Here is a 24,082-nt window from a genome sequence, read left to right on the forward strand (position 1 = left end):
TCTCGTGGTTATCTTAGGGCGTTTCCAATGGCGTGCGTCGCCTTCCGGCTACGCAGATTTTACATCCACCAAATATAGTTCACTTTCACTTACGGAGTCATGCTAGTATGTCGCGACCGGTAACTCTTTTCACTGGCCAATGGGCGGATAATGGTATCAATGAGATGGTCAAGATGGTACGCGATTTCGGCTATGACGGAATCGAGTTGGCCTGCTGGGGGGACCATTTCGAGGTCGACCGAGCGAACAAAGAGGCTAACTATTGCGATGATCGTCGCAAACTATTGGAAGATCACGGGCTGCAATGCCATGCGATCAGCGCTCACTTAGCCGGGCAAGCTGTTTGCGACATTATCGACGCGCGGCACAAAGCGATTCTGCCTCCGTATGTTTGGGGCGATGGAAATCCCAAAGGCGTCAACGAGCGCGCGATCGAGGAACTGAAGAACACTGCGCGAGCAGCCAAAAAATTCGGAGTCGAAGTCGTCAACGGATTCACCGGCTCAAGCATTTGGCACTTGCTGTATTCCTTCCCGCCAGTACCTCAATCGATGATTGATGACGGCTACAAGTTGTTTGCCGAGCGTTTCAATCCCATCTTGGATGTGTTCGCTGAGTGCGGCGTTCGATTCGCATTGGAAGTGCATCCAACTGAGATTGCTTTCGATATTTATTCAGCGCAAGCGGCACTCGATGCGCTCGATAATCGTCCTGAGTTCGGATTCAACTTTGATCCTAGCCATTTGATTTGGCAAGGCGTTGACCCAGTAGAGTTCATTCGAGCGTTCCCAGACCGCATCTATCACGTACACGTCAAAGATGCGGCCACCACATTGAACGGTCGCTCGGGAATCCTTTCCAGCCACTTGAATTTTGGTGATCCTCGCCGCGGCTGGGACTTCCGTTCGCCAGGTCGTGGCAATGTGAATTTTGAAGAGATCATTCGTGCGCTGAACGTGATCAACTATCAAGGACCGCTGAGTGTTGAATGGGAAGACAGCGGCATGGAGCGTTGCTTTGGCGCTCGTGAGGCCGCCGCGTTTGTAAAGCGTATGGATTTTGCGCCCAGCGGACGTGCGTTCGATTCTGCTTTCGAAAAAGCGTAGTTGTTGATCTCAAACTGACAAAAAAGAATTGCTTATGGCCTCTGGATTGTTCTTGCTACTCGACGACATCACCTCCGTGTTAGATGATGTCGCTACACTGACCAAAGTTGCGGTCAAGAAAACATCCGGAGTTCTGGGCGATGATTTGGCGCTAAATGCTCAACAAGTCTCAGGCGTTGAAGCTAACCGAGAATTGCCCATTGTTTGGGCAGTCGCCAAAGGTTCCTTGGTCAACAAAATGATCTTGGTTCCGTCAGCGTTAGTTCTGAGCACTTTCGTTCCATGGGCAATCACGCCGCTGCTGATCATCGGCGGCGGCTTTCTGTGCTACGAGGGCTTTGAAAAGATTGTCCATAAATTCCTCCATTCCAAACACGAAGAGGAAGAACACCTGCAAGCACATAAAGCGGCCATCCAGACACCGGAAATTGATGTGGTCAAGGTGGAGAAGGATAAGATCAAAGGAGCAGTCCGGACCGACTTTATTCTTTCCGCTGAGATCATCGTCATTTCGTTGGATGTTGTCGCTAGCGAACCTTTCTGGACCAAGTTGGTGGTGCTTTCTGCGATCGGGCTGCTGATGACCATCGGCGTGTATGGCTTAGTCGCTGGGATTGTGAAGCTGGATGATCTAGGCACGTTTATGGCTCGCGGTAGAGGCATGGTGAAGTCAACTGGTCTCTTCATCTTGCAAGCTGCCCCCTATCTCATGAAGTTTTTGTCGGTTGCCGGCACGGCTGCCATGTTCTTAGTTGGCGGTGGAATCCTCGCGCATAAAATTCCGCTGCTGCATCATTGGACGGACGCGATTGTCCGCAGCTTGGCTGCCATACCCAAGTTTGTGACCGAGATGGGTTTCCATGGACTGGTCGGTTTAGCGGCCGGTGCACTGGTGGTGGTCATTGTGCAGTTGATCAAACGAAGTCGCGTTCAGTTAAGCCGGAGTCATGCTTCGTAGCGCTGCGGTTGGTGCGACACCACGAACACAGGCGGCCAACCACACAAAAGCCGGTCGTGGAATGGTTGAATCGGGCCTCGCTGGATGCTCCGGCAGCCGCACTTAGGCAACCTAGGCAACCTGTGCTCAATTTTCCGCGTTTGCTGGATATTCCGCTTGTTTCGTTTGAAGCAACTTGTCCTCTTTTACCGATGAAGACGATCGAAGGGCGGCGCTCGATGGGCACCGCATTAGGAATTACGGACCTTGCAAAAGATAGGCAAGGACCTCTCGGCTCGTAAATGAGGTGGGCGAACGTGCTGCGTTTATTACATCAAGCTAAGAAAACAGCCTTCTTAGTGGGGCTGCTAGCGTCGACATTCGCCAGTGGTGCGCCGGCGCTGCATGCGCAGGGCCAAGGCGGCCCAATCGTAACCCCTCAAGCTCCTCTGCAAGTCAGCGAGAACATCTCGTTGCCACCGGTGGGCGCGACGCTTCGCACCTACAACCTTCCGCCGGAAATGGTCGGAACGGTGGGTGCTACCCTTCGAGTGAAATTCGCGGAGGTGCCGGGCATTTCGATCACGACTGAACCGGGCACGGATCGCCTGATGGTGATGGCACCTGAAGCGATTCAGCGTGAGGTCGCTGACGCGGTCCGACGCGTTAACTCGGAAGTGGGACTGCAAGTCAACCCCACGGGTGGTCCCGCAGTCGCTCCGGTGGAAACGCAGCGAATCTATCAGCTTCGCAATGCCACCTGGGAAAGCTTTGAAAAATCGCTCCAGCAAGCTGGTGCGCGCTTGCTATCCGAATACAAAACCACGCAAGGCGTGATAGCAGATTATCGCTTGGACACGCCTCATAAATTAGGCGGCGAGTTGCGAGTGGATCGGCGTAACAATAGTGTGTTGCTGCAAGGTTCCAGCAAAGACGTGGCAGCTTGGCAGCGAGCCATCGCGGCCATCGACAATGGCTTGGCGCGCGGTGCAGCGCCAGCTCAGATTATCTCTTTGGATCGAGCCAAACCCGAAAATGTGCAACGAGCAATTAACTTGGTCCGCACGGTCGCCTTCCAAAACAATGCCCAAGTCGACGAACTGGGCGTGGTGCAGTTGCCCGCTAACGGTGATGACGAAGCTGCGACTGCGATTGCCAGCCCGGACAGCTTGAACCAAGAGAGCGGATTGTTTGGCGACGTGCAGATCGAGTTCTTGCCTGAACTAGGTTTGGTCATCGTCCGCGGAAGCAAGCGAGATGTGCAACGCGTCTTGGAAGTCATTGACCAGATCAAGAAGCAAAGCGAAGGCACTCAGCCGGTAATCAACGTCGTTCAACTAAAACACGTCGACTCGATTGCGCTTTCGACTACCTTGTCCGATCTTTACACAGCCAACTTCGCTCAGCGTCAAGGCACCGTCAGTATCACTGGCCTTGGGCAGCCCAATGCGATCTTGTTAATTGGTCGTGAAGAAGCGATGGTCTCAATCCTTGAACTGATCGACAAACTTGACCAGCCGCTGGACCCATCCAGCCAGTTGAAGGTTTTCAAACTAATTCACACCTCGGCCGTTGATTTACAAACGATCGTACGAGACTTCTTCGTTACACGAGCTTCGGTTGAAACAACGCCACGGCCAGGATTGGGCGTTCGCGTCAGCGTCATCGCGGACTATCGCACCAATGCTTTGATCGTACAAGCTAGTCCTCGCGACCTGTTGGAAGTAGCCAAACTGATTGATGAAATCGATGTGCCGTCCACGCAGGCTGAGAGCGAGATTCGCATCTTCCCGTTGCGTAACGCATTGTCGGACACAGTTCAGCCTGTTCTGCAAGAGGCGATTAACGCACCTGCCACCGGGGGTGGGACCGATTCCGCTCGAACACCCAGCAGCAAGGTATCGATTGTTGCGCGTTTGGATGGTCAAACAGAAACGCGTTTGAATGCAGGCATCCTGGCAGGTGTCATTGTGACATCCAACCCTAGCATCAATGCATTGGTGGTCCGCGCTCCAGCCAAGAGCATGGATTTGATCGACGCTCTGATCAAGCAGTTGGACCAACCACCAAGCTTGGAATCGCAGATCAAGGTCTTTCCAGTTGAGAATAATGATGCAACCGCGTTGGCTCAAGTCATTCAGCAGTTGTTTGGCCTTCCGGTTACTGCGGGTGTTGCCACAGGTGGTGTCGGCGCGGCCTTTAACCAAAACACCGCACAAGGAACGGGCAATGACATCCTGGTACCTCTGCGGGTCTCGGTTGATACACGCAGCAACAGCATCATCGTCAGTGGTTCGCGTGGCGACTTGGAAGTCGTTGAAGTGTTGCTGTGGCGTTTAGATGAAGAAGGTGTTCAAACGCGTAAGACAGAAGTTGTCTGGCTGCGAAACAGCAATGCTAACGACGTCGCGACTGCCATCACCACTTTCCTGACAACCCAGCGACAAACCATCCAGCAACAGTTGCTGACTGGCCAAGCAATCAGCATCTTCGAACAAATTGATCGCGAAGTCATCGTGGTGGCCGAGCCGACCACCAACTCGTTGATCATCAGTGCCACACCTCGTTACTACGAACAGATCGTGGACGTGATCGATCGTTTGGATCGTCGACCGCCATTGATCATGGTGCAACTGCTGCTGGCTGAAGTAAACTTAGATGATACGTTTGAGTTGGGTGCGGAGTTTGGTCTGCAAGACTCTCTGATGTTCGATCGCAACACAGCAACCGGCGGTACGTTGAATAGCCCAGCGTTCAACTTGACCAACCCCTTGGCCGTTTCCAATCCTAATGCGGTTGGTCGATCCAACGGGCTGGCCGGCCAGGGCTTTTCCGGATTCGGTTTGACTAGATCAAACTCGACCCTTGGTTACGGTGGGCTGGTGTTGTCGGCGGCCAGTGAGTCGGTCAACATCCTTGTGCGTGCACTGCAAGATGCAAATCGCTTGCAGATCCTGTCGCGACCTCAAGTCATGACGCTGGATACCATCGAAGCGTTCGTCCAAGTCGGTCAAAACGTTCCCCGCGTGCAAAGTGTGTCGGCTGGAAACGGTTTGACTCCACCACTGGTTCAAACGGTTGATACTCCCGTTGGTTTGATCATGCGTATTCAACCACGGACCAACCAAGACGGACTGATCTTGTTGGATGTGCAAATTGAACGCTCATCGGTCGGTCCTGAAGCGACTGGGATTCCAGTTGGCTTCGGAGCGAACGGAGAAGTCATTCGATCTCCGATCATCAACACCACGCGAGCACAAACCCGTGTGAGTGCTTACGACGGTCAGACAGTTGTCTTTGCAGGTCTGATTCAGAAGACTCGCAGTTCGCGATCACGCCGAGTGCCTTGGCTGGCGGATATTCCGTTGGTTGGAAACCTATTCAAGTACGAAACCGAGCAAGAATCGCGTTCCGAGTTGCTAGTCATCATGACACCACGCATCGTTCACAGCGAGCAAGACGTTGAGATGATCAACCAACTGGAAACCGCTCGCATGAGCTGGTGTTTGGCTGACGTGGTCAATATCAACGGCGTAACCAATCTTTCCAGCGGGAATGGTTTGTGGGGGCCAGCTTGCTCACCAGTCATCTATCCTGACGTAACGCCATGCGTTGATCACGCAATTCCGTTGCAGCCAGGCGAAGTGATTATCAACGACGGCGTGATCCCCTTCTCGCCGACCGAGTTGACTCCGTCATCATCTTTCCCGGTGACTCCGGTACAGCCCGCAGTCGATCCAGCTTTGCTGCCGCAAGCGAACTTTCAGCAAATGCAAATGCAAAGCATGAATCCTAATGGCATTCAACCTGCAAACTACAACCGGTAGCCAAACGGGTGGTGGGTCAGAATCAGCACGAAGCATCGATAATTAAGCACAATGCACAATCAGAGCAATCCTATGAACGATCAGTCAAGCAATCCACTTACCGAGAGCTCCATACTGGCTTCTGTCGGCAGTCGCGCAACGCGTCGAGCGTTCGTGGCGAGTCTGTTGGCCGCGGTCCTCGTTGCTCCAGGTTGCAGCAGTTTATCCAGTGGTACTTCGAAGAAGGATTCCAAGTGGTCGCTGTTCAAGAAGAAGAGCTACCAAGAGCCTAAGTCGCTGGTAGCGATTTGGACCGAAGACAAACTGGTGATGGCAGGCAAGCCGGTAACTCGGGGTTTCGGCGGTCGAATCTACTTCTATAACGATCGCTCGCAGGCAGTGCCGGTCGATGGTGAATTGGTCGTGTACGGTTTTGACGATACCTCACGCGGAATGTCGTCGCTGGTGAAGCAGGAAGCGGATCGCAGGTTTCGATTCACTCCGGAACAATTCACCGAGCATTTCTCGCAGGGGGATCTGGGCGCATCGTACAGTATTTGGTTGCCATGGGATGCCGATGGTGAGCCCCAGCGAGAGATCACGCTGTTTCCAACCTTTATTACCAAGTCAGGCCAGTTGATCCGCGGGGAATCAGCCAAGGTTACCTTGACTGGCCCGAAGGTGTTGGATGCCAATGGAATGCCGATGCAAATGCAAGTCAACGCCGCCCAGCGAAAGCTGCCGCCGATGTTAGGTTCGCAACAACCAACCAACCAAGTCCAAACAGCGTCGGCGGTGATGCCGACCAATGAAGTTGGCTCGATTCCGAACTTCGCGGATTCGGGCAGCAGCCTTGCGGAGTCGTTGAATAGTCATCGTCAACGTTCGACGACCATTCAGATCCCGCAGCAGTCAGCCTTTAATCGCAAGTGATCCGCATTCTAGTGTGCGGACTCAGTGGGCCGAATTGGGTTTAATGCGACGAGTATCCTCCGACTGGAGCTCCAATGCTTTCTCCGGGATTGCTCGGCGGGGCAAAATCAAAATCGCTCGACATCCGCAATCGTCAGCGTTCTCCAATCGCAATGTCCCGCCGTGCGATTCGACCAGTCGACGTGCAATGGGCAACCCCAAGCCCGTTCCACGAGAACGTGTCGTAAAGAACGGTTCAAAAATGCGATCGATATATTCTTTAGGCAGTCCCTTGCCATGATCGCGGACCAAGACTTCAATCGCTTCGTTGGCTCCGATCCAGTGGTTGCGTAATGTTACGTCGATCGAAGACTGGGCTTCGCTGGCCTGAGCCGCATTTTCCAGCAAGTTGCGCAGCACTTGTTCGATAGCAAACGGGTCGGCAAGTATCTCATCATTGCTGGTTTCATCTACCACGTTTAACCGAACGCCGTTGGCATTGCCTGTCTGCAAGATATAGCTCCACGTTTGCTGTACGTGCCCTTCCAATCGCACCGATTGCAATTCCAAGCGGACTGGGCGCGCAAACTGCAAGACCTCTTCATACAGATGCAACAGATGGTCATGAGCCCGTTGAATGCGTTCGATCAATTGAATCGCGGCCGGTCGCCCTTCTAGCTCCAAGAGCAAGGTTTCCAGCGACGCTTGGCTGCGCTGGAAAGCATTTCGACTCTCATGGGCAAGCCCTGTCATGGTCTGTCCTATGGCCGCTAAACGTTCTTGGCGAACCAGCGATCGTTGGGCTTCGCGCAGATCGGTAATATCCTGCCCAACACATAGGACCATGCGCTGTAAATGATTTTCTCGAGCTAGCAGGAGCGAGCTGCTGTCTGCTACACTCGATGGTTCCTTATCGGCGTCGAAATAAGGGCTTGTGTCCCGTTGGAACGTGTTCGCCAAGAATGCCTTGGCCAACCAGCGTACACTGCGCATTTGTCCGTTGCGCAGTCGCAACTGCGTTTCCAAAGGTTTGACATTCATGCCATTGGACGCATTTTGCAAGTACAGTCGCACTTGCAAGTGTTGATCGCTGGGAATCATGGAAAAGATATTCAATGAACCGCCGTCAAATTTATGAGTCGCATAAGCTTGCGTGGTCGCGATGGGACGGTCGACAGAGACCAGATCATCAAGGAAGGCGTTGCTGCGAATCACTTCGCCTTCCAATGTCACGACCATGACGATCGCTTGCGCTGTTTCGATAACGCCTTCTGCAAAGTCGCGTTCTTGCGAAATTTGCTGCGCGACACTTTCCGCGTGATAAGCGTCCTCAATGAGTGCCAAGTCAAGATCCATCATGCGACGAATCGCCGACGCAGCCTCGGTGTATTGCTCGTCGCCGCGATTCCAATTGTGACGCAATTGCTTGAGCAAACCTTCTCGCAACCGCGTCATCGCGGCTGTAACCCAGATATGCGATAGCCCAATTTCCACGTGGCGATAGCCGACCAGCCAGCGCCGGTAAACAAATCGTTCGTCGTAGGTGCCTGCGAAAAGGTCTTTGACCCAAGTGATCAGCGTTCGCTTGAGTCGGCCGACTTGCTCTTCGCCAGACAAGATGCGGCGAGTCTCTTCATGTCGCAGAATTTCGCCATAGAAATCATCGACTAGATTGTCGACGGTCGGCTCAATCAAACTCCAACATTGCACGGCGCTGTGAATATCTGCGTCGGTCAAGTTAACATAGCTGCGAAGCTGTTGGTATCGCCTGAGCAGTTCTGCAGGCGGTGGGGAAACGGTGGGAGGCACGGTATTGTTTTTATTGTTCAAAGGAGGAATCCTTAGAAAAGGTTTGCAACATCGTGCCTCAGGCCTGCGACAGTTTAGCACTTTTGCGCAGTTGGCCAGCCAGCGCGTTCAATTTGTGGCACACAAGCAGAGCATTTTTTTTGTGAATAACCGCAAGAACGGATTCTCGAATCGATTCGCCGCGTTTGGCACTGTGTGCAAGTCGGAAATGCGTGCGGCGTAGCACAAACGATGTGTGGCGATATGGCACGCAGCGATAGGATTCGTTATAACGGACACCTTGAACTCAGGCCTCATTCATGGAAGTCTTTTTCGCTGAAACACTGGCAAATTCGAGTTGCAGAGACCTGCGACAGTCTGTTCGGCAAAGTTTCGTAGCGCTTTGGCACTAAAGATGATTAGAGGGTGAGGCTCAACTCAGGAACGCATTGCCATCGGAACTAGCTTCTGGCTGCCATGTGTTAGTTTAGCTCGTTTCGAATAACCAACCAAAGTCACGATGGCGACAGTCACCACCGAACTGAATTCGGATCTTACCGTAGATAGAAACCAAGACTCACGATCGGAAGACAAGTCAAAACTGGAATACTTCAGTTACGACGACAAGATCGTCAGATATTTTGCAACAGCGACGCTGTTGTGGGCGTTTGTGGGCACGGCGGCCGGTTTGCTGGTTGCCATTCTCTTGGTCCTGCCGCAATTGTTTGGGCCAATCCCTCTGATTACCCAATATTTGTCTTTTGGCCGCCTTCGTCCGCTGCATACCAATGCAGCGATCTTCGCGTTCGCTGGCAACGCAGTTTTTGCTGCGGTGTATTACAGTACGCAGCGTTTATGCAAAGCGAGGATGTGGAGCGACGCCTTAAGCTGGCTTCATTTCTGGGGTTGGCAATTAATTATTGTCGCTGCAGCGGTCACCTTGCCGTTGGGAATCACGCAAGGGAAAGAGTATGCGGAGCTTGAGTGGCCGATTGATATTGCCATTGCCGTTGTGTGGTTGGTGTTCTTTGGTGGCAACTTCTTCATGACGTTGATCAAGCGTCGTGAACGTCACATGTATGTGGCTTTGTGGTTCTACATCGCGACGATCGTAACGGTAACGGTACTGCATGTTTTCAATAGCTTGGTAATTCCGATCGACGCTACCAAGAGCTATTCGGTTTATGCGGGTGTGCAAGATGCGTTTATGCAGTGGTGGTATGGTCACAACGCAGTGGCCTTCTTTTTGACCACGCCTTTCTTGGGGATGATGTATTACTTTTTGCCCAAGGCAGCAGAGCGACCCGTCTTTAGCTACAAGTTATCGATTCTTCACTTCTGGTCCTTGGTCTTCATTTACATTTGGGCGGGCCCTCACCACTTGCACTACACGGCGCTACCTGAGTGGGCAAGCACCTTAGGCATGCTCTTCAGTGTGATGCTGTGGATGCCGTCTTGGGGCGGGATGATCAACGGCTTGCTCACGTTGCGTGGAGCTTGGAATAAGGTCAGTGTCGATCCCGTGTTGAAGTTCTTCGTCGTAGGCATCACGTTCTATGGGATGAGTACATTCGAAGGGCCGCTGTTGAGCATCAAAGCGGTGAACTCGCTGAGTCACTACACGGACTGGACGATTGCCCACGTACACTCTGGTGCACTCGGCTGGAACGGTATGATGACCTTCGGAATGATTTACTGGCTGCTGCCGCGTTTGTTCCAGACGAAACTGTGGAGCGAGAAGCTTGCGACTTGGCACTTCTGGTTGGGTACATTGGGAATCTTGATGTATATCCTGCCGATCTACGCTGCTGGGATTACGCAAGGCCTGATGTGGCGAGCGATGGATAGCACTGGACAATTGGTCTATCCAGATTTTGTAGAGACCGTTCAATCGATTGTTCCGCTGTGGTGGGTGCGTATCCTGGGCGGTGCGATGTATGTCGGTGGTGTTGTGGCGTTGGTGATCAACTACACGATGACTTGGACCACACGGCCTAAGGTTTACGAGGTGCCTGTCCACGCCGCCATGCCACTGAAGTATACCGAAATTGCAGAAGAAGCTGCGGAGCAAAGCGCTCTGAAGGACGCTCCTGTACTCGATGTTGCGAAGAAGTTGGATGTTTGGACGAAGATGGGTTGGCATCGCCGCTGGGAGCGATTGCCGGTTCGATTTACGGTTTGGGTAACAGTCGCCGTGGTTGTTGCGACGTTGTTTGAAGTAATCCCAACGTTCTTGATTCGTTCGAACGTGCCCACGATCGACAGCGTGCAACCCTACACGCCGTTGGAGCTAGCTGGCCGTGATATTTACATTGCAGAAGGATGCTACAACTGCCACAGCCAGATGATTCGTCCCATGATTGCTGAAACAAAACGCTATGGGCAATACAGCAAGCCAGGCGAATCGGTTTACGATCATCCGTTCCAGTGGGGCAGTCGCCGCATCGGACCCGATTTGGCTCGTGAGGGCGGCCGTCAAAGCAGTTTATGGCAGTGGCGGCACTTGGAAAATCCTGGTGCATTGTCGCCTGGCAGTGTGATGCCTTCCTACATTCACTTGTTAACCGAATCGATTGACTTCAAGAAAACGAGCGATCGAGTTTGGGCGGCCAGTCTGCTGGGTGCAAAGTATGGCGACGAACTGACCAATGCTCCAGAGATTGCTAAGAAGCAAGCCATGGAAATCGCAGCGGAGATCGTTTCGCAAGGTGGGCCAATTGCGGTTGAAAGAATTGGCAAGAGTGAGCTGCCGGTTTATGAGACGCAGGCTGTGGCTTTGATCGCCTACCTGCAACGTATCGGCGTCGATTTGTTCAGGCCAGCTCCGTCGGAGGAAGTACCCTCCGAATCGACGCCAGCCGAAGAACCAGCGCCTGTGGCCACCGACGCACCTGCCGCGACGGTCGCAAGCGTATCGGTCCAGTAAATTTGAAGTGTATGTTTTTCCAATTGGGTTAATTCAATGTTAAAAGATGTCATACGTGCGTTGGACTATAGCCTCAGTGCCGAATGGGCGCTGATCTTGTTTTGCTTCGCATTTGGGATGATGGTTTATGGTGTGATTCGGCTGAAACCGAGCAGCGCGAAACGATTTGCGTCGATTCCGTTGTCAGACCACGTAGTGGAGGATCCTCGAGATGAGTAGTGCGACTGAAAACAATGTCCAAGAGAATGAGTCTGTGTTGGTCCGCGGTTTTTCGGGCCCCGTCACGGATGAGTTGACGACGCATTGCTACGATGGCATCCAAGAGTATGACAACCCGCTGCCAGGTTGGTGGAAGTGGTTGTTCATCGGCACGGTCTTATTCGCGTTTCCTTACGTCGTCTATTACCACGGTGCGGAAGCTCCGACACAAGCGGATCGCTACTCAGCCGAAGTGGCAGAGACCGCGAAGCTTGCCTTTGCTGAGATCGGTGAGTTGTCTGGTGATGAAGCAACCATGGCAAAGTACTTGAATGAACCCACATGGTTGGCATACGGTGAAAGCGTTTACAAAGCGAACTGCGTTTCATGCCACGGTGCAACCGGCGGTGGATTGGTCGGCCCGAATTTGACTGACGAAGAATACCTGCACATCAATAACCTCGAAGATATCTATAAGATCATCAACGAAGGAGCTAACCGCGGAGCGATGCCCGCATGGTTAAACCGTTTAGAACAAAACGACCGAGTGCTTGTCTCTGTTTATGCCGCCAAGCTTCGCGGCACCAACCCAGGCGGCAATGCCAAAGGTCCGCAAGGGAAAGTCATTCCGCCTTGGCCCACAGCGCCAAAAGCGGATCCTACAAACTAACGCGTTGCGAGGCGCGATCATGTCTCAATCGATTTCCAACAATTCCAATGGCAATGGCGAATTTGCTTTGCCGCTGGTCAAAATCTGCAAGACGTCTGGCAAAGAATGCTGCGGCATCTGTCACAACAAGGCTAGCGACCACGCAGACCACGCGGTAGAGTCGGCTTCCACCGTTGCTGCGACGACCGTCCAAGCGACCGGACTTGAGCCGTCTTCAAAGCCTGACCAACACTCCGCTTTGCTGGAAGCCCCCGAACTGGTGCTCAGTACGCTGCGACGTGATGGCTCGCGGCGCTGGCTGCGCCCCAAACTGTCGATGGGTAAGTTTTGGCATCAGAGACGAATCGTCGCCTACGCACTCGTTGCTTTTTTTGTGACATTGCCTCACTTGCGTATGGGCGGCAAGCCGGTGGTCTTGTTTGATATTCCGGCCCGCGAATTCACAATCCTTGGTCACACGTTTCTGCCGACAGACACTCCGCTGCTAGCGTTCGGCATTATTGCCGTGTTTCTGACAGTGGCGTTTGTCACGTCGCTTTCGGGGCGATTGTGGTGCGGTTGGGGGTGCCCTCAAACGGTCTACATGGAATACTTCTTTCGCCCGATCGATCGTTTCTTTGAAGGGACGGTTGGCAAAGGGGGAGAAGGTAAAAAGTCGATGTCGCTGGCGATGCATGCGGCGAGATTCGCTGTGTACCTGATCTTGTCCATGTTTCTTGCACATACGTTTCTGGCGTATTTTGTCGGTACCGATCGGCTCGCATTATGGTTGCAAAGTTCACCGGTCAAACATCCATTTGCTTTCTTGGTTATGGGTGGAACAACCATTGCCATGCTGTATGACTTTATGTTCTTCCGAGAACAGATGTGCTTAATCGCGTGTCCTTATGGACGATTCCAATCAGTGATGTTGGATCGCCAGAGTTTGATTGTCGGCTACGACACCAAGCGAGGCGAACCTCGTGGAAAGAAAACCAAACAAGCAGTCGAGGGAGCAACCGTCGCTGGCGATTGCGTTGATTGTGGACGCTGCGTTACGACTTGTCCGACAGGAATTGACATCCGAAATGGCTTGCAGATGGAATGCATCAACTGCACGCAGTGTATTGATGCATGCGACGACGTCATGACCAGACTTGGTCGTCCAACAGGATTAATCCGGTATACTTCGCAAGATGAAGTGGCTGGCAAGCCACGCCAGATTGTGCGAGCGCGTCCCTTCGTGTATGCCGCTTTGCTGACAATTGTCTTGGCCGCGTTCTTCACCGTGCTTTCCACCAAGTATGCGTTTGACGCGAGACTGCTGCGAGCGGGCGGCAACCCTTATACTTACAGCCAAAGCGGTGAACTGCGGAATTCGATGCGAGTTCGCTTGGTCAATCGCTCCAATACAACACAACAGTATGCGATCGAAGCGACCAAGCCAACGGGGCTGCGAATCGAGGTATTGGACGAAGCCAAAATGACGTTGGCTCCCGGCGGGACTGCAATTGTTCCAGTGCTGATTGAAGTGCCACGCGAAATGGCCAGCAACATCAGCAGCACTCCGGCGGAACTGATCATCAAAGATCAGTCAGGTAATGTCCGTAAACTGGAGTACCGTTTGTTGGGACCTGGTCATTGATTTCAATCAATACCTGAGTTTCGTCCTGAGCCTAGATACAACCGAGCAAATTAAATGAGCATAGCACTAACCGAAGAATCCAAACGAGCGAATCGCAAGGCCGCTTATTTCTGGGTCACTGTAATCGTAGGACTGCTGGCCAGCCAAATGGCCGTGGGAGTTGTATCGGTGATTCTCGCCACGAACGACCCCTCTTTTGCGGTGGTGCCCGATTACCACGAGAAGGCTTTGAAATGGGACCAAGCCGTTGCGGCTAAACGAGCCAGCGATGAATTGGGATGGTCGATTCGTGTCGACGTATCGCCAGCCGCCGACAAGTTGGGACAACGAACGGTGGTCGTCAGCTTGGCCGACCAAGCGACCGAAGGTATTACCGATGCCCAAGTGAACTTGCGGATCTATCATCACGCTCGGGCTGGCGAGGCGCACGAGTATGCTTTGCGTCACCTGGACAACGGACACTATGTCGGACAACTTCCCATGCAACGCGAGGGGCTGTGGGAGCTGGAATTGATCGCTTTGCGAAATGGCAACGAGCGCTTTGAATGGACCAATACCATTGACACGCAGGCACTGCCGCGATGAACGGTATCTCGATAACCATTGAGCTGTTGGTGGCTGCCACAGTGGCGAGCTTCTTGGGAAGTTTGCATTGCGTAGGCATGTGTGGGCCATTTGCGCTGATGGCCACGGGCACTTCGGCTTCCAAAACACAAACCGCTTGGCGATTGAGCTTGTATCACCTCGGGCGATTGACCACTTATTTGGCAGCCGGCGCTATCGTCGGTTTGGCTGGAACATTGGTAGCCACCGGAGGTCAATGGTTTGGGTTGCAAGCGGCCGCAGCGCGACTAGCGGGAGGTTTGATGATCGCGATGGGGATCTACAAGCTGGTGCAGTACGCACGCAGCGGCAAATCGCATTTCCATCATTTGCATGGCATCTCGCAGTGGATTAGTGCAAGACTTGCTGCATTGCGTCCCATGATGGCCAAGCTACCTGCTGCGGGACGAGCCTATGCGGCTGGCGGATTGACCACGCTGTTACCCTGCGGCTGGTTGTACATCTTTTTGCTGGTCGCCGCTGGTACTGGTGCCATTACAACAGCGATGTTATTCATGGCGGCGTTTTGGATCGGTACTTTACCTGCACTTAGTAGTTTGATTTTTAGCGTCCGACAACTTGCACCGCGCATGCGAGGGTTGCTGCCCCTGGCGGGTGGCTTGTTTCTGGTACTGACAGGTTGTTACACCGCGTTGGGACGAGCGGCCGCAGACTTCAGTACGCTGACCGAGAAGGCTGCTTTAACCAAAGTGTCTGTCAGAGGCAGTAGTGACGCAACAACACACGCCAACTCGATGGAATCACAGCAAGCGATGTCTCGCTTGGAATTGCTGAAGAAGGAACCGTTGCCTTGCTGCCAGTTGCCACTGCAAACTAGTGATCGAAAGGAAGTTGCCGAAGATGTCAGCAACCCTTGATCCCCAGACGCCGGAGCGAGCGTTTGAAACAACCTGCATACATTGTGGCTTGCCTAGCCCACCAGCAGCGACCGGTGAACTCGCCTTCTGTTGCGCTGGCTGTCGCGGCGCCTACCAATTGATCCATGCGTGGGGATTGGACGATTACTATGCTCTGCGCGATCAATTAGGCACCACGAAACCCGGCGAACGTGCAGAAGAAAACGCCCAGTTTTCAGAACTGGATGACGTGGCGAATTTTGGCCAGCATCCTCCCAAGCCATTGGGCGGCGGCATGATCAGTTGTCGTTTGGCAGTGCAAGGCCTGCACTGTGCCGCGTGCGCTTGGTTGATCGAGCGAGCGTCGACGCAGAAGGCGGGCGTACTAGCTGCTCAGGTTCGCATGAATGACCAGAGCTTGGATGTGGTCTTTGACCCGGCTCAGATCCGCTTAAGTGAGATCGGTCGTTTTCTCGCTCGGCTTGGATATCGGCTGGCGCCGATGACGGCCTCTAGTGCCAAGAAAATGGTTGACCAAGAAAATCGCCAACAGCTCATCGGGATCGCGATCGCGGGTTTCTGTATGGCCAATGCGATGTGGATTGCGGTTGCGATCTACGCAGGCCATTTCAGCGGCATGAACTCAGATCACTACCGTATCTTGCATTTCGCGGGTGTTCTACTGAGTGTCATCAGCGTCGCGTTCCCAGGTCGAGTCTTCTTTCGTGGAGCGCTGGCCGCGATTCGAACACGAACGCCGCATATGGATCTGCCCATCGCCATTGGCCTAGGGGTGGGAGCAATCGCTGGATTGGTGGTTGCGATCACTGGTCGCGGCGAAGCCTACTTTGATTCGGTTGCAATGCTGGTCTTTCTGCTGCTGGTCGGACGTTGGATACAGTTTCGGCAGCAGCGCAAAGCGATTGATTCGATCGCCATGCTGATGCGACTGACTCCACGATACGCCAATCGCATTTTAGATAATGGCTCAACTCAAAAAGTGTTGGCTGATTTGCTCGAGCCTAACGATCACATTCGAGTCTTGCCTGGTGAAACGTTTCCTGCAGATGGTACGATCGTACGTGGGTCGACCGAGGTCGATCGATCGTTGGTGACCGGTGAAAGCGTGCCCGTCCAGCGAGCGGAACATGACGCGATTGAAGCCGGTAGCTGCAACATTGCGTCGATTGTAGATGTCTGCGTGATCGCAGGTGGTAACCAAACGCGGATTGGAAAGCTAGCGGGGCTGATCGAAGAAGCCGCGGTCCAGCGGGCTCCGATGGTGCAACTGGCGGATGCGATTGGTGGGCGATTTGTCATTGGAGTGCTTCTCATTTCGTTGGCGACGTTCACCTATTGGTCGTTTTACGATCTCCAAATGGCGGTGAGTAATACCGTCTCGCTGTTGATTGTTGCTTGCCCTTGCGCACTAGCCCTGGCAACGCCGCTGGCTGTCTCAATCGCTGTCGGACGCAGTGCCAAACGCGGGATCCTGATTCGCGGCGGTGATTCGCTGGAGCGGGTCGACCGAGCAGGAGTGATCTGGTTTGACAAAACAGGTACGTTAACGCAGGGTCGGATGTTGGTTCGGCATTGGATGGGCTCGCAAGATTTGCTGGCTGATGTGGCGGCATTGGAGCGTGACTCTGAACATGCGATCGCCCGAGCTCTAGTCAACTACGCCGAGCTGGAGAACGTTCCCAAGCCAACTGCCGTGGATGTCAAACGCATACCAGGGGGGGGCGTGCAAGGCTACGTCGATGGGCATTTTGTTCAGATCGGCAACTTAGAGTACTTTATCAAATCAGGCGTCGAAGTCTCTGAAGGAATTCGCCTCAAGTACCAACAGATTGCAGATTCGGGAGCGACACCCATCGTCGTGGCCCGCGACCAGTTGGCTCAAGGGATCGTAGCACTGGGCGATGCATTACGGCCGGAGTCCAAAGGGTTGATCGAACGCTTGACAGTCGCTGGCTGGCAAGTCGGCTTGCTTTCCGGTGATCATCCGCAAACAGTTGCCAAAATTGCTCGCGAACTGGGGATGGATTCGCGGCAGGCCATTGGAGGCGCATCGCCTGAACGCAAGTTGCGCGTGATCGAGGAATCGAAGGCGTCGGGGTTGCCGGTCTTGATGGTTGGTGACGGCGTGAATGACGCTGCGGCATTGGCCGCCGCGGACATTGGAATGGCGATTCGTGGTGGAGCAGCGGCAAGTTTGGATGCCGCACCGGTTTACCTTTCGGGTGGTCAATTGCAACTGGTGGAAGATTTCTTGGACGCGTCTGTTAGAACTCGGCGAACGATTCGACGTAATTTCAAGATATCGTTAAGCTACAATGCGATTGCGGTGACGTTGGCCGCCACCGGTTGGATCAATCCACTGATCGCTGCGATCATCATGCCGATTAGTTCGCTAACGGTCCTTTCAGTTATCTTGTCAAGCAGGACATTTCGATGAGCGTTTTATATGTGGCCCTCCCGATTGCCTTGTTGCTCGGCGGTTCAGCTCTTTATGCTTGCATCCGCTGTATTCGAGGTGGGCAGTTTGATGACTTGGAAACACCTGCCGTTCGCATTTTGATCGACGACGAATGACGCGGTTGACCTAGAAAATCTCGCCGTGGTGCGGTGTTGGAAGTGAATAGCTTTCTTGTGCCGCAACTGTCATTTTGCGCAGTTTCCAAACTGCAAATAGAAGCGCTGCGGAGATCGTTAGAAGCGTTATGCCAAGTAGCGGGCGCACGGCAATCCACGAAATGCCGATCGTGCAAAACGAAATGAAACTTGCGAGCAATAGGGAAGCCAGAAACGAAGCGCTTTTCGTGAGTGTCCCCAACACGGGAACGAAACTGAGCATCGCTCCCAGGGGGCTCAGTATCATTGTCATCCCTAGGGTACACAAAACAAACCCGACGCCGCGCAGAACCCAAGCAAGGACGGTATTTTGCGTCCGCAAACGCTGAATGATTTGATTACTAGTCAGTGTGCCCATGAATAAGTTTTCAATACGTTGGCCATTGCTCGTACGAAACTCGGTTAGCCCGCTGCCTTGTTGTTTGGCCAAAATGCTAACTGCCGCTGGCACGACTTCTTCGAAGCGAATGCGAACATCGCCCACTTGCGGTTGTGCAAAATCGGGCTGCACAAGATTCGGCTGAGCAGTAGCGATGTAGATCTCGTTGGGACTCACTCGGTGAAGCTGGCGGCGCGATGGAGGGATACTTTCCAGGATCGCCTCGACAGGCAAATCGATCGCTTGCCAAGCATTCATGTCATCGCGAAGAGACTCGCTCAACTGATACTTTCCGACTCGCACGTCGGCGGCAGATAGCTTACGACCTCGGATTGGCATCTCGGGATTCTGGTGACCAACGGTGTGTCGAAACCGCGAACTGTCGATTGGCGATATGGACCATTTTGTGGAATAGTCAAACGTCTCTCGGCGGCTGCCACCAGCACCGGTCTCCTTGCGATGCTCCTCCCATTGGTACATCTCAACGATCCTCTGAAGATGAATCGACGGGCGAGCTAAAAAGAATTCGGTGTCTCGCAAAATTTCTTCGGTAACTGCAACACCGGTCACATGCACTAGTTTTTGGTGATGCTCAGGACTCAGCACACTGGCATCTAGAACAGGGTGGACAATCCGTTCAGCTTCCGCCAACCCTCGAGTTCGCTGGACAGTTCGATATTCGTTCCAAGCGTGCAGGCCCACAGCAGCAGGTACCATAAGAAACCCCAGCAACATGCCGGCGAAGGAATCTCGTACACGTCTTGCATATCCGAACATTTGAATACCCTTCAGAAGTGGGCTTACTGGGGCAAAACTATCGCTCTATGATACTAGGTCGCGAAGCAATTGTGGTAGCACATTCCACGTGTCCATATAGGTCGCTTCGAGCGGGACATTGACATAGTAATCTTTGTGAAGAAATAAAGGCATATCGGGGATCGATTTGCCTACACAATAGGGTTCAACATAGGCTGTCTTGATTGGTGCTACCTGATACGCCGCGAGGGTGAGTTGGCGATCGTGGGGCAATTGAAATGGTTCGTCCGAAATCTCATCCCAGATCGCTTTGTGGATGCCTTGCGGATCTCTTGGACTTGGCGGAAATGGATCGATCACCAAGACATTGATGTTGTCATAGAGTAAATCGACGGTTTTCTCCACGAACGAACGCAACGCATGCCGCGAGTTCTTATTTCCCGGAGAGACCAATTCGACCACGGCCACTACTTTTCCCAACGAGTGTCGCACCACGACGCGATTGGGCTTCGCAGCATAACGCTCGATTTCGACGGGAATCACAAATTGCGTCTTTGGTTTAGGCAGCGTTTCGGTCATGGTCGCGACTGCACCTCCATCTCCGCCGAAAGCGATGTCATTCTGTTGCAGCGTTACTACGTCGGGCTCAGGTCCCCCAATGACCTGTTCCGCCATCGCAATCATCCCCTGCGGCAAGAGTCCTGCATTGAGACGATTAGTAATCGCGGACACCCAGAGGACGTGAAAATTATGATAGGTCCCGGATTGGACGCGGGACCAGTCGTGCATTGGCATGTTCAGTTCCTCGTGCGATGTGGATTGCTGCGAACAGCACTTTTTCTGCTTGAATCCAAGTGAGTTTACCAGGGGCCAGGCCCTTGGCCAACGCGGATTAAATTGGGAGCAGGGCAAGTCATTGTTTGAATCCAAGTCAATCAGCCGTTGAGCTGACGGTTTCCAAGAGAACCGATGCTAACGCATTCCGGCTAATCGCGCAGACTGAAAAACTGATTAGCCCTTGGACTGGGAGGCTTTGGGTCGATTGCAAATCTCCAAACTGTGTATTTCGCCAAAAGTCACATTGCCGCAGCGTTTCTATTCCTGCTAAAAGCGACGCTTCCCTCCCCCTGGAAACGCAACGAAATCCTGCTTTAACCCTCGGTCTGCGTTGTAAAACGCGATTATTTGCGGTTAAAGGTTGTGAGTTCGGCATAAAATTGGCTTTAAAGCAAATTGATTTGTCTTTACTGGCAATTAACGTAGAGTTGTGTCAGGGAATTTGACGAGTTGTGGTAAATCGCAATTCAGGCCCACCAAGATCAGCTAGAAACGGAGAAAAGCAATGTTCGCAGTAACTTTGCTGGCGATTTCATCCTTGTTTACGAGCAACGAAGCGGCTTTTTTAGACCGCGTGGACGCTTTGCGCCATACCGATGGACTTTTCTTAGATCGCAGTTCGGACCCAACGACTGTCAGTTCGGCAGCGACTGGCTTCGGCGTTTTGGCGTTAGCCGAAGGAGCCGCGCGAGGGCTGCGAAATCCCGCAGATATTGCGACGATCGCTCGGAATGCCTTTGAAAAAACAACTCAAGCCAATCCGGCGAAGAACCGAGGTTGGTTAGCTCACTTCACCGATACCGCGGGCATTCCTAAGTTACATTCGGAGGTGTCCACGATCGACACCGCGATCTTCTACGCCGGGATGTTGCGAGCCGCTGAACTGCTCCGCGATGATAGCTTTAAGCAAGCCATCCAGGCGAAACTGTCGGCTATTGACCTGAATTTGGTTCTGCGAGATGGAGTCTTTTTGCACGGTTTCTATTGGCCTGATGCGGCTTGCAGCGGCGAAGACACGAGCGATCCCGCTGCACAGTGCAAACCCGATCTCATTCCCTACACTTGGAATGATTCCTCTGAAGGGTTGATTCTGTACAAGCTGTTCAACTTGCCGTTTCCGATGCACATCACTCGTTTAGATTATCCGTTGTTCGTTTACGCTTATCCGTTGGTCTTTTTCGATGTCCCAGAATACGAAAGTTTGTTGCAAGATGCGATTCGTCAGCAGATCGACAAGTATGGATACTGGGGCGTGACGTCAACCGACGGGCCGACTGGATATGTGAGTTATAATGCGGATGTCATTTCGCCAGTTTTGATCGGCGCGATTTCGACGAAGTATCCGCAATACCTAGACCCGATCAAAACGATCGCTATAAAAGCATCTGTTGTCTCGATGCATATTCCTACCGGTTGGACGTCGGACGACGAGTTGACGATTGACTTAGCGAGCGCTTACATCCTGTATGCCAAGTGGTCGACCGAGTTCCACGCCGTACAACTCGCCTCGGAGATGACGCCGATCGTTCAGTAGCCGGGATTACTTAGTCGAACTTGCGAATGCAAAAACCGATTGTTGAACTGCGTTGCCGCCCTTTGTTTGAGGGCGCAACGGTTTCGTTTCGTGTCTGGGCTCCTCGAGCAAAATCCGTTCGCTTAATGTTCGTTCGGAGTGACGACGACGCGAACGAACTCTGGTATGAAATGCAGCCAGAAGGGGACGGCTATTACGCTTGCAAGGTGAATGCGGCCATCTCGGGCGACCGCTATGGTTACAGTTTAGACGGCGGTCCCGTGCGGCCAGACCCTTGTTCCGTTTGGCAATCGGAAGGCGTTCACAAGCTGTCCACCTTGTATGACACTTGCTTGTTTGCTTGGACCGACCGGAATTGGAAAAGCATACCTCGCGAGCGTTTCAGCTTCTACGAATTGCACGTGGGGACCTTTACGCCCGCAGGAACATTTGACGCCGCGATTGCGAGATTGCCTGAACTAGTGGAGCTAGGTATCACGGCCGTGGAAGTCATGCCTGTAGCTCAGTTTCCCGGAGAGCGCAACTGGGGTTACGACGGTGTGCATCTTTTTGCAACGCAGAACACTTATGGCGGCCCGGAAGCTTTTCAACGTTTCGTCAATGCGGCGCATGATGCAGGTTTGGCTGTTATTCTAGATGTCGTTTTAAATCACTTCGGACCTGAGGGCAATTATGTTTCTGAGTATGGTCCCTACTACTCGCACCGTTACGCAACGCCCTGGGGACCAGCCTTCAATTTTGACGATCGCTTCAGCGACCATGTGCGGCGATTTACATTAGAAAGCATCGAACATTGGATCGCCGACTTTCATTTGGATGGTCTGCGATTGGACGCTGTGCATGCGATGTTTGACATCAGCCCAAAACATATCCTGGCTGAGATCAAAGAAGTAGCCGACTTGGCTGCTGCAACCAATGGGCAAAAGGCGACTATCATTGCTGAGAGCTTGATGAATGATGTGCGTATGGTGCGTTCACCAAGTGTCGGTGGGTATGGGTTGGACGCAGAATGGAACGAAGATTTCCATCATGCCTGGTTGGCTTATATGATTGGTGAGCAACATGGCAAGTATATGGACTTTGGCGATCCCACCTCCTTGCCCAAAGTACTTGAGAAAACGTTTTGCCTCAGCGGGCGTTTCAGCCGATTCCGCGGGCGTCGTTGGGGCGCTGATGCTACCGGCTTGAGCGGTGACCATTTTGTGGTTGGAATGCAGAACCATGACCATGCTGGAAACCGAGCGTTGGGGGAACGCACCGGGCAGTTATTGACGCCCGCTCTGCAGCGACTGTCGGCGGCCTTTATGCTCCTGAGCCCTTACCTGCCACTAATCTTCATGGGGGAAGAGTATGGCGAAGACCGACCGTTTCTTTTCTTCTGTTCTTTTGAAGATAAAGGGCTGATCCAGAACGTTCGTTCGGGCCGCAGGCGGGACTATGATTTGGTTGGCGAACTGCCTGATCCCCAAGCGGTGGATTCCTATTCACGTTCAAAGATATCGTGGAGTTGGCCTGAAGGCACCTATCGATGCGGTTTGCGTAACCTCTATCGCGATCTGCTGCATGCGAGAAAAGACTGGGTTGGCTTGCAAGATTTTGTGAACCGATCGGCGCGGTTAGAACCGACTCAGTCAATGCCCCAATTGTTGTACTTTACGCGTGGCGTAGCGGAGCACCAAGTCCAAGCGATCTTCAATCTGACCGATGAAGTCATTCGATTGGAACAACCGATGCCAGTGGATCGCATAATGCTGCAAACGGAATCTGCGCGATATGCCCCCGACCAGTCGACTTCGTGCGAGACGACGATGATCGATGGCGTGTCGCACATCGTCGCGATCCGACCTTACGAATGTATCGTTAGCCAAGCATCCTCTGTCGCTCTGCATCCAACGCCTTGATCCATGGTCCGATGTAGTGACCGTGGTCGTGGTAAGTGCGTCCGCTGAACATGTGGCGGTCGATCACACATGGCTCGTTGACATAGATACCACCACAAACCTCTAGATCGAACTTGCATTTGGCAACGGTTGCCATGCGCAGTCCTTTGACGATGCCTGCGCGAGCTGGAATCTCCACGCCGTGACAAACACTGGCGCAAGGCTTGCCTTGTTCCCAGAACCATCGCGTGATTCGCAGCAAGTCTTCATCTTCGCGGATATACTCCGGAGCGCGGCCGCCACTGAAGAAGATACCTACGTACTCCTGTGGTTTGATCTCGGCAAACGTGACATCCGCGTCGATCGTATAGCCTTCCCACTCTTTGGTAATCGTCCAACCCGGTTTGACTTCATGCAGTACCATTTGGTAGCGACGCTTCTCAGGTGCGGCTACCACTGGCTGATAGCCACCTTCGATCAATCGATAGTAAGGGTACAGGGTATCCACGGTTTCGGTAGCATCGCCGACGATAATCAATACTTTGTTCTGAGCCATGAGAGTTTCCTGTTGGGAAGAATTGGATTGGTTAGTTGATGTCGAGATTTGCCCGCTGACCGCGTTGGCTGCCAAAGCA

Annotated in this window: 18 protein-coding genes; 14 read left to right on the forward strand and 4 right to left on the reverse strand. The window is 53.0% G+C overall.

Features of this window, described 5'->3' with window-relative positions; all coding sequences use genetic code 11:
- Nucleotides 1–107 precede the first annotated feature (107 nt).
- From SH302x_RS22595 to SH302x_RS22610, 4 genes are all read left to right on the forward strand, one after another.
- Complete coding sequence (locus tag SH302x_RS22595) at nt 108–1,106, forward strand: sugar phosphate isomerase/epimerase family protein (RefSeq protein ID WP_479365038.1); 999 nt, start codon at nt 108–110, stop codon at nt 1,104–1,106.
- A 34-nt stretch (nt 1,107–1,140) separates the two neighbouring features.
- A complete protein-coding gene (locus tag SH302x_RS22600) occupies nt 1,141–2,064 on the forward strand; it encodes a DUF808 domain-containing protein (protein ID WP_479365040.1) in 924 nt (307 codons plus the stop codon).
- A gap of 296 nt (nt 2,065–2,360) precedes the next feature.
- On the forward strand, nt 2,361–5,870 hold the full coding sequence (locus SH302x_RS22605; RefSeq protein WP_479365041.1) for a secretin N-terminal domain-containing protein: 3,510 nt from the start codon (nt 2,361–2,363) through the stop codon (nt 5,868–5,870).
- A 72-nt stretch (nt 5,871–5,942) separates the two neighbouring features.
- The gene (locus SH302x_RS22610; protein ID WP_479365042.1) at nt 5,943–6,782 is read left to right on the forward strand and encodes a hypothetical protein; all 840 of its coding nucleotides are present in this window, start codon (nt 5,943–5,945) and stop codon (nt 6,780–6,782) included.
- Nucleotides 6,783–6,803: 21 nt separating this feature from the next.
- Here SH302x_RS22610 and SH302x_RS22615 read toward each other — a convergent pair whose 3' ends face one another.
- Nucleotides 6,804–8,591: a protoglobin domain-containing protein gene (locus tag SH302x_RS22615; protein WP_479365044.1), complete on the reverse strand. Its 1,788-nt coding sequence runs from the start codon at nt 8,589–8,591 to the stop codon at nt 6,804–6,806.
- A gap of 478 nt (nt 8,592–9,069) precedes the next feature.
- On the opposite strand from SH302x_RS22615, the gene ccoN reads away from it, so the two are divergent.
- The 8 genes from ccoN to ccoS are packed head-to-tail and all read left to right on the forward strand — an operon-like array spanning nt 9,070 to nt 18,022.
- Nucleotides 9,070–11,475, forward strand: a complete 2,406-nt coding sequence (ccoN, locus tag SH302x_RS22620) for a cytochrome-c oxidase, cbb3-type subunit I (RefSeq protein ID WP_479365046.1) — start codon at nt 9,070–9,072, stop codon at nt 11,473–11,475.
- A gap of 36 nt (nt 11,476–11,511) precedes the next feature.
- Nucleotides 11,512–11,694: a hypothetical protein gene (locus SH302x_RS22625; RefSeq protein WP_479365047.1), complete on the forward strand. Its 183-nt coding sequence runs from the start codon at nt 11,512–11,514 to the stop codon at nt 11,692–11,694.
- Complete coding sequence (locus tag SH302x_RS22630) at nt 11,687–12,343, forward strand: cbb3-type cytochrome c oxidase N-terminal domain-containing protein (RefSeq protein ID WP_479365048.1); 657 nt, start codon at nt 11,687–11,689, stop codon at nt 12,341–12,343. Before SH302x_RS22625 ends, SH302x_RS22630 begins: the two co-directional genes overlap by 8 nt.
- A 19-nt stretch (nt 12,344–12,362) precedes the next feature.
- Complete coding sequence (gene ccoG / locus SH302x_RS22635) at nt 12,363–13,967, forward strand: cytochrome c oxidase accessory protein CcoG (protein ID WP_479365049.1); 1,605 nt, start codon at nt 12,363–12,365, stop codon at nt 13,965–13,967.
- Between the two features lie 54 nt (nt 13,968–14,021).
- On the forward strand, nt 14,022–14,552 hold the full coding sequence (locus tag SH302x_RS22640) for a FixH family protein (protein ID WP_479365051.1): 531 nt from the start codon (nt 14,022–14,024) through the stop codon (nt 14,550–14,552).
- The gene (locus tag SH302x_RS22645; protein WP_479365053.1) at nt 14,549–15,448 is read left to right on the forward strand and encodes a sulfite exporter TauE/SafE family protein; all 900 of its coding nucleotides are present in this window, start codon (nt 14,549–14,551) and stop codon (nt 15,446–15,448) included. The genes SH302x_RS22640 and SH302x_RS22645 overlap by 4 nt, the downstream gene beginning before the upstream one ends.
- Nucleotides 15,432–17,885 carry a heavy metal translocating P-type ATPase gene (locus SH302x_RS22650; protein ID WP_479365054.1) on the forward strand — a complete coding sequence of 818 codons (2,454 nt, stop codon included), beginning with the start codon at nt 15,432–15,434 and terminating at the stop codon, nt 17,883–17,885. Before SH302x_RS22645 ends, SH302x_RS22650 begins: the two co-directional genes overlap by 17 nt.
- Nucleotides 17,882–18,022 carry a cbb3-type cytochrome oxidase assembly protein CcoS gene (ccoS, locus tag SH302x_RS22655; RefSeq protein WP_479365056.1) on the forward strand — a complete coding sequence of 47 codons (141 nt, stop codon included), beginning with the start codon at nt 17,882–17,884 and terminating at the stop codon, nt 18,020–18,022. Before SH302x_RS22650 ends, ccoS begins: the two co-directional genes overlap by 4 nt.
- 10 nt (nt 18,023–18,032) lie before the next feature.
- Here ccoS and SH302x_RS22660 read toward each other — a convergent pair whose 3' ends face one another.
- Both SH302x_RS22660 and SH302x_RS22665 read right to left on the reverse strand, forming a co-directional pair.
- Nucleotides 18,033–19,217: a TMEM43 family protein gene (locus SH302x_RS22660; RefSeq protein WP_479365057.1), complete on the reverse strand. Its 1,185-nt coding sequence runs from the start codon at nt 19,215–19,217 to the stop codon at nt 18,033–18,035.
- Between the two features lie 45 nt (nt 19,218–19,262).
- Nucleotides 19,263–19,991, reverse strand: a complete 729-nt coding sequence (locus tag SH302x_RS22665) for a DUF4058 family protein (RefSeq protein ID WP_479365059.1) — start codon at nt 19,989–19,991, stop codon at nt 19,263–19,265.
- Between the two features lie 547 nt (nt 19,992–20,538).
- On the opposite strand from SH302x_RS22665, the gene SH302x_RS22670 reads away from it, so the two are divergent.
- Entirely contained in the window at nt 20,539–21,567 is a 1,029-nt protein-coding gene (locus SH302x_RS22670) for a hypothetical protein (RefSeq protein ID WP_479365060.1), read from the forward strand.
- 26 nt (nt 21,568–21,593) lie between these two features.
- Nucleotides 21,594–23,468, forward strand: a complete 1,875-nt coding sequence (gene treZ / locus SH302x_RS22675) for a malto-oligosyltrehalose trehalohydrolase (RefSeq protein ID WP_479365061.1) — start codon at nt 21,594–21,596, stop codon at nt 23,466–23,468.
- Here the strand turns inward: treZ and SH302x_RS22680 are convergent.
- Nucleotides 23,428–24,003: a DJ-1/PfpI family protein gene (locus tag SH302x_RS22680; protein WP_479369305.1), complete on the reverse strand. Its 576-nt coding sequence runs from the start codon at nt 24,001–24,003 to the stop codon at nt 23,428–23,430. The genes treZ and SH302x_RS22680 overlap by 41 nt on opposite strands.
- Nucleotides 24,004–24,082 lie beyond the last annotated feature (79 nt).

The sequence above is a fragment of the Njordella calcicola genome (assembly GCF_056494125.1).